The following is a 14,502-nucleotide window of genomic DNA, read 5'->3' as shown; positions in this document are numbered from 1 at the left end:
GGCCCCCGCACCGCGCCACCCGGCGACGACATCCCGCCGGGGCCCACGGGCCCGCCCAAGACCGGCGACCACGCTCCGCCGGGGCCGAGGGCTCCTTGGGAGCCACCGCCCGCGACTCCGACGGGTCCGGTGAGTTTCCCGCCCGGGCCAGGGCCGGGGGCCTCCGGGGGCGCGTCGCCGCTGGGCGGGCGGGCCGGTGCCGGGACGGCCGGGGAGACCTCCGGTGCGGAGGAGACCGCGTCGCCTCAGCGGTCCGGTGGGCGTCGGGGCGGCGTACCGCCCGGTGCTCCCTCCCGCCCCGCGGGCCCGCCGGGGCCGAGGGCTCCTTGGGAGCCGCCGTCCGGGGGGCCGACGGGTCCGGTGAGCTTTCCGCCGGGGCCGCGCCCGGGGTCTGCCGGCGCCGCGTCGCCGGGAGGCCGAGGGGACGGGGCCGTACCGCCCGCGGCGGTCGGGTCCGGGGGCGGTGACGGTGCGCCCGGGGCGTCGCCGGGGCCCGGCGGGCGGCGGCCGGGCCGTGGCCCGCGTGGGCTGACCACCTCGGGGACCGGCGCCGCCGACCTCACCGAACCGCCCGACCCGGGCCCGCCGCCCCGGACCGTGTCCGACCTGCCTCCGCTGCCGCCGCCGTTCCTCCCCACGGCGGACGCCCCGGACGGCGGGCACCGCGACTACGTCGGCAGCGGGCCGCCCACCTACGACGCCGAGCCCACCGCGCTGCCGCCCGCCGATCCCGACGGCCTCGACGGACTGGTCCCGGACACCGTGCTGGAGGGCGCCCGGTACGGGACGTGCACGCTGCGGGCCGTCTCCGTGCGCGGGGACTCCGCGCGCTACCGGGGCGAGCCGCGGCGCGACGCGCTGCTCGTCGCCCGGTTCGGCGCCGGTGAGCAGGCTTTGGTCCTGGTGGCCATGGCGACCGGCGCCCGCGCCACCGCGGGTGCGCACCGGGCGGCCGCCGAGGTGTGCCGGTGGATCGGGCGGGCCGTGGGCCGCAGCCACGCGCGGCTCGCCGAGGACCTGCGGGCCGCCCGGCGCGGCGACCTGAAGTCCGGCCTGCACCGCCTCACCGACCGCAGCCTCGGCCGGCTCCGGGCCGGCGCCGCCGCACAGGGCCTCGCCCCGGACGAGTACGCGGCCACCCTGCGCTGCCTGCTGCTGCCCGCCGACCCCGAGTGCCGCACCCGGGTGTTCTTCGGCGTCGGCGCGGGCGGACTGCTCCGGCTGCGCGACGGCGCCTGGCAGGACATGGAGCCGGACGTCGGCGACGTCGCCGGTGAGCCCGTGCTCGGCTTCGGGTCGGCGCCCAGAGGCGTGTTCGGCGGCCCGCCCGGCGACGCGCCGAGCGAGACGCCCGACGGCGACCGGCTCACCATGGACCTCGGCATCACCACGCCCCCGGGCCCGTACGACGGCCCGCCCGCCGAGCCGTCGCGCGAGCCCTTCCGCTTCCGGGCCTCCGTAGCCCGCCCGGGTGACGTGCTCCTGATGTGCACCGCGGGCCTCGCCGAGCCGCTGCTGAGCGAGCCCGGGCTGGGCGAACTCCTCGCGCGGCGGTGGGCGGGCCGCCCGGCGCCCGGACCGGGGGAGTTCCTCGCCGACAGCGGTGTGCGGGTCAAGGGATACGCGGACGACCGTACGGCCGCCGCCGTTTGGGAGGCGTGAGACCGCGCGCTGTGGCATAGCTGGACCCATGGCCAAACAGAACGTCGCGGAACAGTTCGTCGACATCCTCACCCGTGCCGGGGTCGAGCGCCTCTACGGAGTCGTCGGGGACAGCCTCAACCCCGTCGTGGACGCCGTGCGCCGCCACTCCGGCATCGAATGGGTGCACGTCCGGCACGAGGAGACCGCCGCCTTCGCCGCCGGGGCGGAGGCGCAGATCACCGGAAAGCTCGCCGCGTGCGCCGGCTCCTGCGGACCCGGCAACCTCCACCTCATCAACGGGCTCTACGACGCCCACCGCTCCATGGCCCCCGTCCTCGCCCTGGCCTCCCAGATCCCGTCCAGCGAGATCGGGCTCGGCTTCTTCCAGGAGACCCACCCCGACCAGCTGTTCCGCGAGTGCAGCCACTACAGCGAGCTGATCTCCAGCCCCAAGCAGATGCCCCGGCTGCTCCAGACCGCCATCCAGCACGCCGTCGGCCAGGGCGGTGTCAGCGTCGTCTCGCTGCCCGGCGACATCGCGGACGAGCCCGCCCCGCAGGGTGCCGCCGAGACGGCCCTGGTCACCTCCCGGCCCACCGTCCGCCCCGGCGACGAGGAGATCGACCGGCTGGTGCGGATGATCGACGACGCCGACAAGGTCACCCTGTTCTGCGGCAGCGGAACCGCGGGCGCGCACGCCGAGGTCATGGAGTTCGCGGGGAAGCTCAAGGCACCCGTGGGGCACGCCCTGCGGGGCAAGGAGTTCATCCAGTACGACAACCCGTACGACGTCGGCATGAGCGGGCTGCTCGGCTACGGCGCCGCCTACGAGGCCACCCACGAGTGCGACCTGCTGCTCCTGATCGGCACCGACTTCCCGTACAACGCCTTCCTGCCCGACGACGTGAAGATCGCCCAGATCGACGTCCGGCCCGAGCACCTGGGCCGGCGCTCCAAGCTGGACCTCGCGGTGTGGGGCGACGCCCGGGAGACGCTGCGCTGCCTGATCCCCCGGATCAAGGAGAAGAAGAGCCGCCGCTTCCTCGACCGGATGCTGAAGAAGCACGCCGACGCGCTGGAGGGCGTCGTCAAGGCGTACACCCGCAAGGTCGACAAGCACGTCCCGATCCACCCCGAGTACGTGGCCGCCCTGCTGGACGAAATGGCCGACGACGACGCCGTGTTCACCGTCGACACCGGGATGTGCAACGTCTGGGCCGCCCGCTACATCTCGCCCAACGGCCGCCGCCGCATCATCGGCTCCTTCTCCCACGGCTCGATGGCGAACGCGCTGCCGATGGCGATCGGCGCCCAGTTCACCGACCGGCGCAGGCAGGTCGTGTCGATGTCCGGCGACGGCGGGTTCACCATGCTGATGGGCGACTTCCTCACCCTCGTCCAGCACGACCTGCCGGTGAAGGTCGTCCTCTTCAACAACTCCTCGCTCGGCATGGTGGAGTTGGAGATGCTCGTCGCGGGCCTGCCCTCGCACGGCGTGGCCAACAAGAACCCCGACTTCGCCGCCGTCGCCGAGGCCTGCGGCGCCTTCGGCGTGCGGGTGGAGAAGCCCAAGGACCTGGCCGGGGCGCTGAAGGCGGCGTTCAAGCACAAGGGCCCCGCCCTCGTCGACGTGGTCACCGACCCCAACGCCCTGTCCATCCCGCCGAAGATCAGTGCCGACATGGTCACCGGCTTCGCCCTGTCCGCCTCGAAGATCGTCCTGGACGGCGGCGTCGGACGCATGCTCCAGATGGCCCGCTCGAACCTGCGCAACGTCCCCCGCCCGTGACCGTACGGACAGCCGGTCCAAAACCGGATGACTGGCGAGGGTCCGAACGGGCAAGGCTTTCCCCGTGAAGATGTTCGACCGGAGCGGGACAGACGGGGGGAGCCGACATCAGCGCGCCGACGGGGGACATGAAGGAGCAGACGATGCCACAGCTCAGGCAGCGGCTCGGCCGGGCGGACCTGCGGGCGGTGCCCGAGGCCCGGCGGGCGCTGCGTGAGCTGCTGCGGCACTGGGGCGGGCCCGGGCAGTCGGAGGTCGCCGAGCTGCTCACCAGCGAGCTGGTCACCAACGCGCTCGTGCACACCGAGGAGGGCGCGGTCCTGACCGCGACGGTCGGGCCGCGCGCCCTGCGGGTCGAGGTACGGGACTTCGTGGGCCACGGGCCCCGGCCCCGGCCGCGCGCACCGCGGGAGGAGAGCACCAACGGCAGGGGACTGGTGCTGGTCGAGTCACTCGCCGACGACTGGGGCGTACGGCCCTGCGCGGTGGGCAAGTCGGTCTGGTTCGAACTGGGCGCGGAGGCGGACGCGGAAGCGGCCTGAGGCGCCGGAAACCCGGCGCCTCGGCTCATCCGTACGTCGTGTGCGTCGCGCACCTCGCTCGCGTCGCCGCACCGTGTGCGGGGCGTGCGCCCTAGGGGGTGTCGTTTGGATCTTGCCGGGGTCGCGGGGTCTGGCACGCACATCTGCGGCGTTGTCGTCGGTTGCCAACGCTCCGCGTTGTCGCCCTCCTCCGCCTTGCAGCTGCACGCACCAGACCCCGCTCGGGTCGGCCACAAGGCACCGTCGGCCGCGGCCGGCCTGATCCAAACGACACCCCCTAGCCGAACTGCTGCTCCAGGTCCTTGAGCTTGCGCTCCAGGGAGTCCAGGCGCGGCAGGGCCTGGGTGTCGTCCTCCGCGGTGAGGTCCACGGTCTCCACCGTCATCTGCTCAGACCCGCTCCGCACGGGTTGCAGCGAGGGCCGCCGGCTTCCTGCGGGCAGTTGCTCCGGGGTCGATATGGCAGGCTCCGCGGTGGCGCGTTCCGAGCCCCGCTCGACCTGCTGCACCTCGACCTCGACCTGACGGCCGCCGCGGCCCGGGAAGCCCCGGTGGCCGTGGCCCCGGCTGATCGCCTTGAGCTGCGCCCGCTCCAGGCGCTCCTGCTCGCGGCGCCGCAGCTTCTTCTCCTCCTTCTGGCGCCGGTCGTCGCGCACCTCCTCGACCGCCTCGTCCAGGCTGCGCACACCCTCCAGGAGCATCAGCGACCAGGCGCGGTACGTCTCCCGGGGCGCGCGCAGCCAGCGGACCATGCGGATCTGCGGCAGCGGACGCGGCACCAGGCCCTGTTCGCGCAGGGCGGCCCGGCGGGTCTGCTTCAGAGCCCGGTCGAACAGCACCGCCGCGCTCAGGGACATGCCCGCGAAGAAGTGCGGGGCACCCGCGTGACCCAGACCGCGGGGCGCGTGCACCCAGTTGAACCAGGCCGCGGCGAAGGCGAAGGCCCACACGAGTATCCGCGAGCCGAGCGCCGCGTCACCGTGGCTGGCCTCGCGCACCGCGAGGACGGAGCAGAACATCGCCGCGCCGTCGAGTCCGAACGGGACCAGGTACTGCCAGCCGCCGCTCAGGCCGAGGTTCTGCTCGCCGAAGCCGACCAGACCGTGGAAGGAGAGCGCCGCGGCGACCGCGGCACAGCAGAAGAGCAGGACGTAGGAGAAGGTGCCGTAGAGGGCCTCCTTGCGCCGGCGGCGCTCCTCCATGCGCTCCCACGAGTCGTCGGCGCCCGCGTCCTTCCCCGAGGAACGCTTGCCGCGCGCGAGCACCGCCACCGCCGCCAGCATGCCCAGGAGCAGCACGGCGCCCGGAAGCAGCCAGTTCAGCGATATGTCGGTCAATCTCATCAGGGGTCCCTTGCAGTGGGATAGGGCGTAACGCCCGCCATGGTGGCCCAAACCCAGCGGCCCTCAGGGGGTTTCGGGGCAAGAGGCCGCCAAGGAAGCGCAGAGGGGGTACCCAGGACGGCATTCTGCTCGAACTGCCGCATGAGGGGCGGGAGTTGAGTTCGATTAAGACTACCCGTACGAGTGGTTCGGCGGAAACTCACCGTGACGCGCGGGGGAGTTGTGAAACAACGCCGTGATCTTAGCCGACGGTCGGTCAGCCGGCCGCGGCGAGCAGCCTGCCGACGCGGTCGGCGTCGCAGGTCCGCGGGCAGGTGGCGCAGGTGTCCTCGGGGCGCAGGGTGTAGAACATGCAGCAGCTCGCCCGGTCCCGGGTGTGCAGCGGGGTGCCGTCCGGCCCCTTGAGCTCACGGAAGGCCGCGTCCCCGACGTAGGGCTTGGTGGCGCCCGGCAGCAGCAGTTCCAGCTCGTGCCGCGCCCGCTCCTGCTCGTCGAGCAGGTGGGCGACGTACCACAGGCCCTCCACGACCTCGTCGGTCGCCATCCCCCACAGGGCGCGCCCGCGGCGGCGCATCCGAGGGCCGAATCCGGCCAGGACCGGCTCCAGGTGCTCGGCGACCGCGGCCCGCACCTCGGCGCGCAGCGCCTCCTCGTCGGCGACCACCCGGGCGCCGGGCAGAGCGGCGGCGGGGTCGTCCGGGAGGCAGGCGAACGAGGTGGCGCGCACGGCCATCCGGCCCAGCGGGAGCCCGGCGGCCGTACGGTCGTAGGCCACGTGGGCCGCGGGGTGGCGGGGCACCCGGCGGTGCAGGAACCACGGCACGGTGATCAGCAGGCAGGCGGGCCAGGCGTACCGGTGCAGGCCGAAGCTCGCGATCACGTCCGGCCGGGCCCGCTGTTCGTAGTCCCGCAGCACCTGGGCCTCGTCCCAGGCCAGGAACGCCGCCAGCTCCGCCCCGCCCGCGGCGAGCGAGGCGGCCGTGACCCATCCTTCGCCGCTCGGAACCTCGTCGGCCGCGGTCAGCTCGGTGACGCCCAGCCCCGGGAGGACCTCGGACAGGCGCGCGTAGGCGTCCGTGAAGGCCGTACGGGTGACAGGCATGCGGGACCACCGATCCGCGTCGGGACAACGGGCTGCTTAGAGGTAAGCCTTACCTTACCCAAGAAGCCCGGGATGTGAACTGGCGGGTCGGTGCGCTTATGGTGCTTGACGGACAGGTGACAACCCGCCGTAATGACCCCAAGTACCGACACGTCCCGCAGGAGGACCCGTGAAGCACAGCGCGCAGGGCGCCGCAGGAACGGGTGCGGGGACGGGTGCGGGCGCCGGGCGCATTTGTACGGCCGCGGCGGCGCGGATCCCGGCGCAGCCCGGAGCGCCGGACCTGGCCCGGGGCCGGGCCCTCGGCGGCGGGGAGCCGGACGGCTCGGCGCGCGGCGAGCACACCCACGGCGAGGCACCGGCGCCCCGCCCGCGGGCCCTCGTCCAGCGTTCCTCCGTGCGCGGGCAGATCCTCGACGCCCTGCGCTCCGCGCTGGCCACCGGTGAGCTGCGGCCCGGCGGGGTCTACTCGGCGCCCGTGCTCGGCGAGCGGTTCGGCGTCTCGGCCACTCCGGTACGGGAGGCCATGCAGCAGCTCGCCCTGGAGGGCGCCGTCGAGGTCGTCCCCAACCGCGGCTTCCGCGTCGTCGAGCGGGGCGACCGCGAGCTGGCCGAGCTGGCCGAGGTCCGGGCCCTGATCGAGGCCCCGGTGTGGCTGCGGCTGGCCCGCACGGTTCCCGCCGAGCGCTGGGCAGAGCTGCGCCCCCTCGCCGAGGCCACCGTCCGGGCCGCGTCGTCCGGCTGCCCGGCCACCTACGCCGAGGCCGACCGCGCCTTCCACCGCGCGGTCCTCGCGCTGGCCGGCAACGAACAGCTCGTCCGGATCGCCGCCGACGTGCACCGCCGCGCCCAGTGGCCCCCGGCCGGCTCGCCCTCCGTGCGCGGGCGGGCCGACCTGGTCGCCGACGCCCACGAGCACACCGCACTCCTGGACGCCCTGATCGCCGGTGACCCGGACGTGGTGGGGTCCCTGGTCGAGGGGCACTTCACGGGCGCCGCCTGAGCGGGGACGGTCCGTGGGCCGGGGGCGCCTGCCCCGGCGGTATCGCCTGCCTGGCCGGGCGGTATCGCCTGCCTGGCCGGGCGGCCTGCCCCGGCGGGACCACCTGCCGGAACGCCGTCACGGGGGCGCCCGCCAGGAAGGGGCTTTCGTCGTGGTGGTGTCACCCCGCCGGGGCGGGCGGCACCGCCCCGGCGGGATCACTTGTCGTCAGAGGGTCGCCCGACCGGCGGGGCGCCCGCCGTTACGGGACCTCCTGGCGTTCCGTGCGGCGCGCGGGGGTCTGCTTCGCGGGTTGCCCGGTCTTCCCCGGGCCGCGGCTGTTGCCGCCCTTGCGGGGGCCGGCGCCGCGGCCGTGCAGTTCGACGGCGAGCGGGGAGGCGGTGAAGACCGAGGAGTACGTGCCGACCCCCACACCGATCAGCAGCGCGAGCGCGAAGTCGGTCAGCGAGTCGTCGGCGAGGACCGCCAGCGAGGCGAGGATGAGCACCGCGCCCATGCCCGTGTTGACCGTGCGCGGCAGGGTTTGCAGGATCGCGTCGTTGGTGAGCCGGTCGAAGGGTGTCCTGCGCTCCTTGCCCAGCAGTTCCCGGACGCGGTCGAACAGGACCACCGAGTCGTTGACCGAGTAGCCGATCACGGTCAGCAGCGCCGCCAGGAACACCCCGTCGATCGGCTTGCCCAGCCAGGCGAAGACCCCGACCAGGATGACCACGTCGTGGGCGAGCGCACCGACCGCGGCGGTGCCGAACAGCAGACGGAACCGGGCCGCCAGGTACGCCAGCTGGGCGGCCAGGGCGAGCCCGAGGGCGATCAGGGCGTCCCGGCGCAGTTCCTCGCCGAGGCTCGGGCCGATCAGCTCGTCGCGGACCTTCTCCGTCTCGCCGCCCAGCTCGGCGACGGCCTCGGTGACGGTCGCCGCCTCGGTGTCGGTCAGCTCCTCCGTGCGCACCGTGAGGTCGCCGTCGCCGGAGGACTGGACGACGGCGCGCGGGAAGCCCGCGTCCGCGAGGGCGTCGCGGGCCCGGTCGGGGTCGACCTGGGTGGCGGTGGAGTACTCGATGAGCCGGCCGCCGGTGAACTCGATGCCGAAGTTCAGGCCGCGCACCAGGATCCCGGAACCCGCCACCACGAGGACGACCAGCGAGGCCGCCAGCCAGCGGCGCGGGCGGCGCATCAAGAAGGGGTCGCGGCGCAGCAGGGCGTCACGGACCGGGCCGGTGGACGAGATGCCGGTGATACGGGGACGGCGGAAGACCGCCGGGCGGCTCGCGGCGAACTCGGCGAGCACCCGCGTGATCACCAGGGCGCTGACCATCGACGCGAGCACACCGATGCCGAGGGTGACGCCGAAGCCCTTCACCGGACCGGAGGCCAGGAAGAACAGCAGGGCGGCCGCGATGAGCGTGGTGATGTTGGAGTCGGCGATCGCGCTGAACGCGCTGCGGAAACCGGCGGTCAGCGCGGACCGGGTACTCGGACGGGTCCGGGCCGCCTGTTCCTCGCGGGCCCGTTCGAAGACGAGCACGTTGGCGTCCACCGCCATCCCGATCGCCAGCACGAAGCCCGCGAGGCCCGGCAGGGTCAGGGTCGCGCCGACCGCGGCCAGGGCGGCGTAGGAGATCAGGCCGTAGCAGAGCAGGGCCACGGTCGCGAGGGCACCCATCAGCCGGTAGACGACGATGATGAACAGCGCGGTCAGCGCCGTGCCGATGACGGCGGCCCAGGCCCCGGCCGAGATGGCCTCGTCGCCCAGGGTGGCGCCGATGGTGCGCTGCTCGATCGTCTCGACCGGCACCGGCAGGGCGCCGCCCTTGATGAGCAGGGCCAGTTCGCGGGCCTCGGCGTCGTCGAACGATCCGGTGATCTGCGTGGAGCCGCCGGTGATGCCCGCCCCGCAGGCCACGGACGGGTCGACCTGCGGCGAAGAGATGATCTTGTTGTCGAGCACGATGGCGACCCGGCGCTGCGGGTCGCCGGCCGGATGGCAGGCCGCCTCCCCGGTCACCCGGGCCCAGCGGTCGCTGCCGGCGTCCTTGAAGTCGACGGTGACGTGCCAGCCCGCGCCGCCCTGCTGGTCGAAGCGGGCGTCGGCGCCCTTGACGTCCTGCCCGGTCAGCGTGGCGTCCTTCAACCGCAGGGACTGCCCGGACTCGTCGGGCAGCACCCGCTCGCCGTCCGCGCCGGACGCCTTCTCGTCCTTGCCCTTGCCCTCGGCCCCGTCGGCGGCGTTCTCCGCCGGGCCGAGCACCGAGTGGACGGTGAGCTGCGCGGTGCGGCCCAGCACGTCGGCGGCCTGCTTCGGGTCCTGTACGCCCGGCAGTTCGACGACGACGCGGTTCTCGCCGGAGCGGACGATGGTCGGCTCGGCGACCCCGAGGGCGTCGATGCGGCCGCGCAGTACCTCCACGGTGCGGTCGGTGGCCTCCCGGTCGGCCTCGGTGGTGTCGGTGGACTTGGTCTCCAGCACGATCTGGGTGCCACCGCGCAGGTCGAGCCCGAGGCGGACCGGCATGGTCAGCGCGATGGCGACCGACGCGGCCATCACCGCGAGCGCGACGAGCGCCCGCACGTTCAGCGAACGGGAGCGGGAGCGGGAGCGGGAACGGGACCGCGAACCGGTCCGGGCAGAGGGACGGGTGCGGGCAGAGGGACGGGTGCGGGAAGGGGGACGGGTGCGTTTCAACACGGGCCTCCGGCGGGCATGCCGCGGCGGCGGCCGAGCGCGGCCGCGGCGAAGGAAGGTGACGGATGGTCGGGGGTGCGTCTCAGTCGCCGGAGGAGACGGGCGGCGCCCGGCCGCTGTCGTGACGCGCGCGGCCGGGCGAGACCGGTACCCGACCGGGCCCGGCCGAGGTCCGTGCGTGGGCGCCGGTGACGGCGCCCGCGGCGTGCGCGGTGGTGGCCGCGTGCGGGTCGGGTGCCGCCGGGCGCTCGCCCACCTGGTCGTGGCGGGCCCGGGGCTGGGCGGCGCAGACCGGCGTACAGCCGTCGTCCGCGTGGAGGTCGAGGGCCGGGTGGGGGACGGCCGTGGCGGCGGCCGCCGCGAGGGGACCGCCGGGGCCCACCTGGGCGCCGGCCGCGGGCCAGGCCGGGACCAGGGGCAGCAGAACGGCCAGCAGCACCGTGAGCACCGTCGCGAGGCGGTGGCGCATGAGCAGCCGTTCCCTTCCGGGGTGGGTGAGCGGGCCGGGGCCCGTGGCTCCGGCCGGGGAGTGGGCGGCCAGAGCCACGGGCGGTTCGAAGGGGCGTCAGGGCTCGATGAGCCCGGCGCGGATGGCGTACCGGGTCAGCTCCAGGCGGTCGCGCAGGCCGAGCTTCTGGAGCAGGTTCGCCCGGTGCCGCTGGACCGTCTTGATGCTGATGAAGAGGATCTCGGCGATCTCCTTCGAGGAGTGGCCCTCGGCGACGAGCTTGAGGACCTCCTCCTCGCGCGGGGTGAGGATGTGGTCGGAGGTCTCCTCGCCGTGCCGCACGCGGTCCAGGTAGTTGCGGATGAGCGCCGTCACCGCACCCGGGTACAGGAACGGCTCGTCGCGCATCGCGGCCCGGCAGGCGGCGACGAGGTCCCGGTCGGCGACCGACTTGAGCACGTATCCGCAGGCACCCGACTTCAGCGCCTGGAACAGGTACTGCTCGTTGTCGTGCATCGTCAGCATCAGGATGCGCAGCCCCGGCTTCAGCGCGGCCAGTTCGCGGGCCGCCTGGAGACCGGTGAGGCGGGGCATCGCGATGTCCAGGACCGCGAGGTCCGCCTCGTGGGCCCGCGCCATGTCGATGGCCTCCGCGCCGTCCCCGGCCTCGGCGACCACCTCGAGGTCCGGTTCCCGGTCGAGGATGAGGCGTACACCGCGGCGCACCAGCGCGTGGTCGTCGGCGAGCAGGATGCGGATCTTCGACGGGGCGGACGCCGGGGACGGCAAGCGCGGCTCGCGCGGCTCGTACGAGGACGACGGGTCGTACGAGGAGGACCGGGCGGACCGGGCGGACGGGGCGAACGGGTCGGACGGGGCGGACGGGTCGGACATGGTCAGGGCTACTTCCTGGGAAGGGGTGCGGTGAGCCGGATGCGGGTGCCGGCGCCGGGTGCCGAGGTGATGTCGAGGGCGGCCCCGATGAGCAGGGCCCGTTCCCGCATGCCGCGGATGCCGGCGCCCTCGTGCGCCGCCTCGATGCCGCGGCCGTCGTCGGTGATGGTGAGGGTCACCGCGCCGTCGGCGCGGGCCAGGCCCACCTCCAGGCGCTCGGCGTCCGCGTGGCGGGCGGCGTTGGTCAGGCTCTCCTGCGCCACCCGGTAGAGGACCAGTTCGGTCTCGTGGTCCAGGACCGGCAGGTCGGCGTCGAAACGGCGCACCACCCGCAGGCCGGTGTGGGTGGCGAAGTCGTGCGTCAGCGAGGACAGCGCGCTGATCAGGCCGAGGTCGTCCAGGACGCCGGGCCGCAGCCGGCGCACCAGGCGGCGGACCTCGTCCAGGCTCTCCCGGGTGATCTCCTGCGCCTGGTGCAGCTCGTCGCGCAGCGGCTCGTCGGCGTCGTCCGCGGCACGCCCCAGGACCAGCAGGATCGCCGTCATGCTCTGCCCGACCTCGTCGTGCAGCTCCTGGGCGATGCGGCGCCGCTCCGCCTCCTGGGCGAGCAGGACGCGGGCACTGCTGGTGGCCCGCTCGTTCTCCAGGCGGTCCAGCATGGCGTTGAACGTGCGGATCAGCTCCGGGACCTCGCCGCCGCCGGCCACCGGCAGCCGCTGGCCGGGGCGCAGCAGGTCGACCGTGGTCATCAGCCGGGTGAGCCGCTCCAGCGGCGCCAGGCCCCAGCGCAGCAGGGCGCCGTTGGCCACCAGCATGACACCCATGCCCACCACGAGGACGACGGCCTCGGTCAGCAGGATCGGCACGGAGACGGTCACCGGAGCCCACAGCAGCAGCGCCGTGGCGAAGCCCAGCACCACCGCGTTGAGCCCGAAGATCCGCCAGAACAGGGACACCGGGGGTACGCCTCCTTCGGCGACGTGTTCGTTTTGGTACGCCTCTACTGTCGGTCATCGCGCACCCTCGGTGGGAGCTGCGGCCCAGGTAGCGACCGAGCAAGCGACCAGCGTGCTCCTCCCGGACCCGTCGGGTCGATGGGGCCCGACCCCCATTTCCGGCTCGCGGCATACCCATACGGCCGCCCCGGCGCACCGCGCAGTGGATCCCGCGCCCCCGGGCAAATGGGTCCTGCGCCCGATGGGTTTCCCCGGGCGGCCCGGCCATGGTGGAGGACGACCGGGCCCGATCGGCCCGGCGCTCGGCATACCCGCAGAACCTTCCGAGAAAAGGACCCGTCACCGTGTCGCTCGACGCCTCCCGCATCGAACCCCGCCCCGAGCGGCTGACCGCTCACGAGGCGCGCCAGCGCCTCGAACACGCCCGCAACACCCGCATGACCCAGTTGCAGGCCCTCGACGAGAGCGGCCAGGCGGACGACCAGCTGATGTCCGCGCAGAAGGCCGCGATCGAGCGGGTGCTCAAGGAGATCGACGAGGCCTTCGCCCGGGTCGAGGACGGCACCTACGGCGCCTGCCTGGGCTGCGGCAAGCCCGTCCCGGGGGAGCGCCTGGAGATCCTCCCGTACACCCGGTACTGCGTCGCCTGCCAGCGCCGCGCCGCCACCTGACGGCCGCCGGCTCCGGCTCCGGCCCCGGCCCCGTCCTCGTCTCCGTCCAGAACCGTCCCTCCCGCCCTGCCCAAGGGGTGAAGTGGTGAAGAACCAGATCATCGGCGACCGCGGCACACGTCCGTCGCCCCTGTCGTCCGAGGACCTCGCCGTGCTCCGGGACGACCTCCGGGAGCAGCGGCTGTTCCGTGAGGACCAGCTGCGGCAGATCGCGGCGCTCCCGGCCCGCACCGACGAGCCGGTCCCCGGCCGCGCCGACGAGCCGGTCCGGCGGCGGTCCGCCGCGCAGACCGAGGTCCGGGTCAAGCTGGCGGCCTCGGCGCGCATGGTCCTCGCGGACGTGGAAGCGGCGCTCGACCGCATCGCCGAGGGCCGCTACGGCCGTTGCCAGCTCTGCCGGCGCGCCATCGACCGCGACCGGCTGATGATCGTGCCGCAGGCCCGCTACTGCGCCCGCTGCCAGCAGGTGCGGGAGGCCGGACGATGACCCTGCTCCGGCGGCCCGGCGCCGCCCTGTCCCGGCACCGGCCGTGGCCGCTGTGCCGGCGGTGCGGCGGCGTCGCCCTCGACATGGGCAGCGCCCGCACCCGCGCCTGGGTCGCCGGGCGCGGGATGATCCTCGACGTGCCGACGGTGACCTTCCCCGGCGCGGGCGCGGTGTACCCGATCCAGCGCGGGGCGATCGTCGACACCCGGGGCACGGCCCGGATGCTCGACCGGCTGCTGGGCCACCGGCTGCCCCGCTTCGCCCGTCCGGTGGTGGTGGTGACCGCGCCGGTGCTGGGCGGTCCGGCCTACCGGGCCCGGGCCCGTACGGCCGTGGAGGTGCTGCGCCCGCGCAGTGTGCTGACCGTTCCCAGCGCGCGGGCGGTGGCCCTCGCGGCGGGCGCCGACCTGTCCCGGCCGCTGCTCGTGATGGACAGCGGCGCGCATCTCACGGAGGTGGTGCTCCTCGTGGACGGCGCCGTCTTCGACGCCCGCCGCACCGCGCTGGGCACGGCGGACCTCGACGAGGCGACCCCGCCCGCGCGGATCGGCGAGGCGCTGGCCGACATGACGACCTCGATGCTGCGGCAGGACGGCACGTCCCTCGCGCTCGACGCGCTCGCGCGGGGGCCGCTGCTGGCGGGCGGGGGCGCGCTGCGCCCCGAGATCACCTGCCGGCTCGCCGACCGCCTGCACGTGCCGCTGCGCGCGGTGCCCGCACCGCACACGGCGGCCGTACGGGGCGCCGCGAAGCTCCTGGAGGCCGCGCACACCCACCCGTCGACCACCGGCACGGACCCACCGGACGACCACCCGCACTGACCCGCTGCCGCCGTCGGTACCGGTACCGGCACCGGCGTCTGCCATCGACCGGGCCGGGGGGAGGGGCACCGCTCGCCCCGGTCGCTGATGCCGCGCCGTGACCGGGTGCGGCACCGGACG

Annotated in this window: 13 protein-coding genes; 7 read left to right on the top strand and 6 right to left on the bottom strand. The window is 74.6% G+C overall.

The features are described 5' to 3' along the window. Nucleotides 1–597 precede the first annotated feature (597 nt). The 3 genes from B9W62_RS41195 (at nucleotide 598) to B9W62_RS08105 (ending at nucleotide 3,975) form a co-directional block, all read left to right on the top strand. The gene (locus B9W62_RS41195; protein WP_373433672.1) at nucleotides 598–1,662 is read left to right on the top strand and encodes a protein phosphatase 2C domain-containing protein; all 1,065 of its coding nucleotides are present in this window, start codon (nucleotides 598–600) and stop codon (nucleotides 1,660–1,662) included. 28 nt (nucleotides 1,663–1,690) lie between these two features. Next, complete coding sequence (locus B9W62_RS08110; protein WP_087806521.1) at nucleotides 1,691–3,433, top strand: pyruvate dehydrogenase; 1,743 nt, start codon at nucleotides 1,691–1,693, stop codon at nucleotides 3,431–3,433. 143 nt (nucleotides 3,434–3,576) lie between these two features. After that, nucleotides 3,577–3,975 carry an ATP-binding protein gene (locus B9W62_RS08105; protein ID WP_087811815.1) on the top strand — a complete coding sequence of 133 codons (399 nt, stop codon included), beginning with the start codon at nucleotides 3,577–3,579 and terminating at the stop codon, nucleotides 3,973–3,975. Nucleotides 3,976–4,252: 277 nt separating this feature from the next. On the opposite strand, the gene B9W62_RS08095 is transcribed toward B9W62_RS08105, so the two are convergent. Together B9W62_RS08095 and B9W62_RS08090 are read right to left on the bottom strand one after the other, a co-directional pair. Beyond that, entirely contained in the window at nucleotides 4,253–5,317 is a 1,065-nt protein-coding gene (locus tag B9W62_RS08095; RefSeq protein WP_087806520.1) for a DUF2637 domain-containing protein, read from the bottom strand. 256 nt (nucleotides 5,318–5,573) lie between these two features. Beyond that, the gene (locus B9W62_RS08090; protein ID WP_087806519.1) at nucleotides 5,574–6,419 is read right to left on the bottom strand and encodes a (2Fe-2S)-binding protein; all 846 of its coding nucleotides are present in this window, start codon (nucleotides 6,417–6,419) and stop codon (nucleotides 5,574–5,576) included. A gap of 169 nt (nucleotides 6,420–6,588) precedes the next feature. On the opposite strand from B9W62_RS08090, the gene B9W62_RS08085 reads away from it, so the two are divergent. Further along, nucleotides 6,589–7,422: a GntR family transcriptional regulator gene (locus B9W62_RS08085; protein ID WP_087806518.1), complete on the top strand. Its 834-nt coding sequence runs from the start codon at nucleotides 6,589–6,591 to the stop codon at nucleotides 7,420–7,422. A 241-nt stretch (nucleotides 7,423–7,663) separates the two neighbouring features. Here the strand turns inward: B9W62_RS08085 and secD are convergent, their stop codons facing one another. The 4 genes from secD to B9W62_RS08065 form a co-directional block, all read right to left on the bottom strand. Continuing rightward, nucleotides 7,664–10,105: a protein translocase subunit SecD gene (secD, locus tag B9W62_RS08080; RefSeq protein WP_373433671.1), complete on the bottom strand. Its 2,442-nt coding sequence runs from the start codon at nucleotides 10,103–10,105 to the stop codon at nucleotides 7,664–7,666. A gap of 82 nt (nucleotides 10,106–10,187) precedes the next feature. After that, nucleotides 10,188–10,652 carry a hypothetical protein gene (locus B9W62_RS08075; RefSeq protein ID WP_179235390.1) on the bottom strand — a complete coding sequence of 155 codons (465 nt, stop codon included), beginning with the start codon at nucleotides 10,650–10,652 and terminating at the stop codon, nucleotides 10,188–10,190. Nucleotides 10,653–10,670: 18 nt separating this feature from the next. Beyond that, nucleotides 10,671–11,447: a response regulator gene (locus tag B9W62_RS08070; RefSeq protein ID WP_087806517.1), complete on the bottom strand. Its 777-nt coding sequence runs from the start codon at nucleotides 11,445–11,447 to the stop codon at nucleotides 10,671–10,673. 8 nt (nucleotides 11,448–11,455) lie between these two features. Beyond that, nucleotides 11,456–12,403 carry a HAMP domain-containing sensor histidine kinase gene (locus B9W62_RS08065; RefSeq protein ID WP_179235389.1) on the bottom strand — a complete coding sequence of 316 codons (948 nt, stop codon included), beginning with the start codon at nucleotides 12,401–12,403 and terminating at the stop codon, nucleotides 11,456–11,458. 344 nt (nucleotides 12,404–12,747) lie between these two features. Between B9W62_RS08065 and B9W62_RS08060 the strand changes: the two genes are divergently transcribed. From B9W62_RS08060 to B9W62_RS08050, 3 genes are all read left to right on the top strand, one after another. Next, nucleotides 12,748–13,074, top strand: a complete 327-nt coding sequence (locus tag B9W62_RS08060) for a TraR/DksA family transcriptional regulator (protein ID WP_087806516.1) — start codon at nucleotides 12,748–12,750, stop codon at nucleotides 13,072–13,074. A gap of 82 nt (nucleotides 13,075–13,156) precedes the next feature. Further along, nucleotides 13,157–13,561, top strand: a complete 405-nt coding sequence (locus B9W62_RS08055) for a TraR/DksA family transcriptional regulator (protein WP_373433670.1) — start codon at nucleotides 13,157–13,159, stop codon at nucleotides 13,559–13,561. Continuing rightward, nucleotides 13,558–14,382 carry a rod shape-determining protein gene (locus B9W62_RS08050; RefSeq protein ID WP_179235388.1) on the top strand — a complete coding sequence of 275 codons (825 nt, stop codon included), beginning with the start codon at nucleotides 13,558–13,560 and terminating at the stop codon, nucleotides 14,380–14,382. Before B9W62_RS08055 ends, B9W62_RS08050 begins: the two co-directional genes overlap by 4 nt. Nucleotides 14,383–14,502 lie beyond the last annotated feature (120 nt).

It is taken from the genome of Streptomyces sp. CS113, from assembly GCF_002188365.1.
Taxonomy (GTDB): domain Bacteria; phylum Actinomycetota; class Actinomycetes; order Streptomycetales; family Streptomycetaceae; genus Streptomyces; species Streptomyces tendae.
Note: the sequence above shows the minus strand (reverse complement) of the source record. Positions and strands in the feature narration are given on the sequence as shown.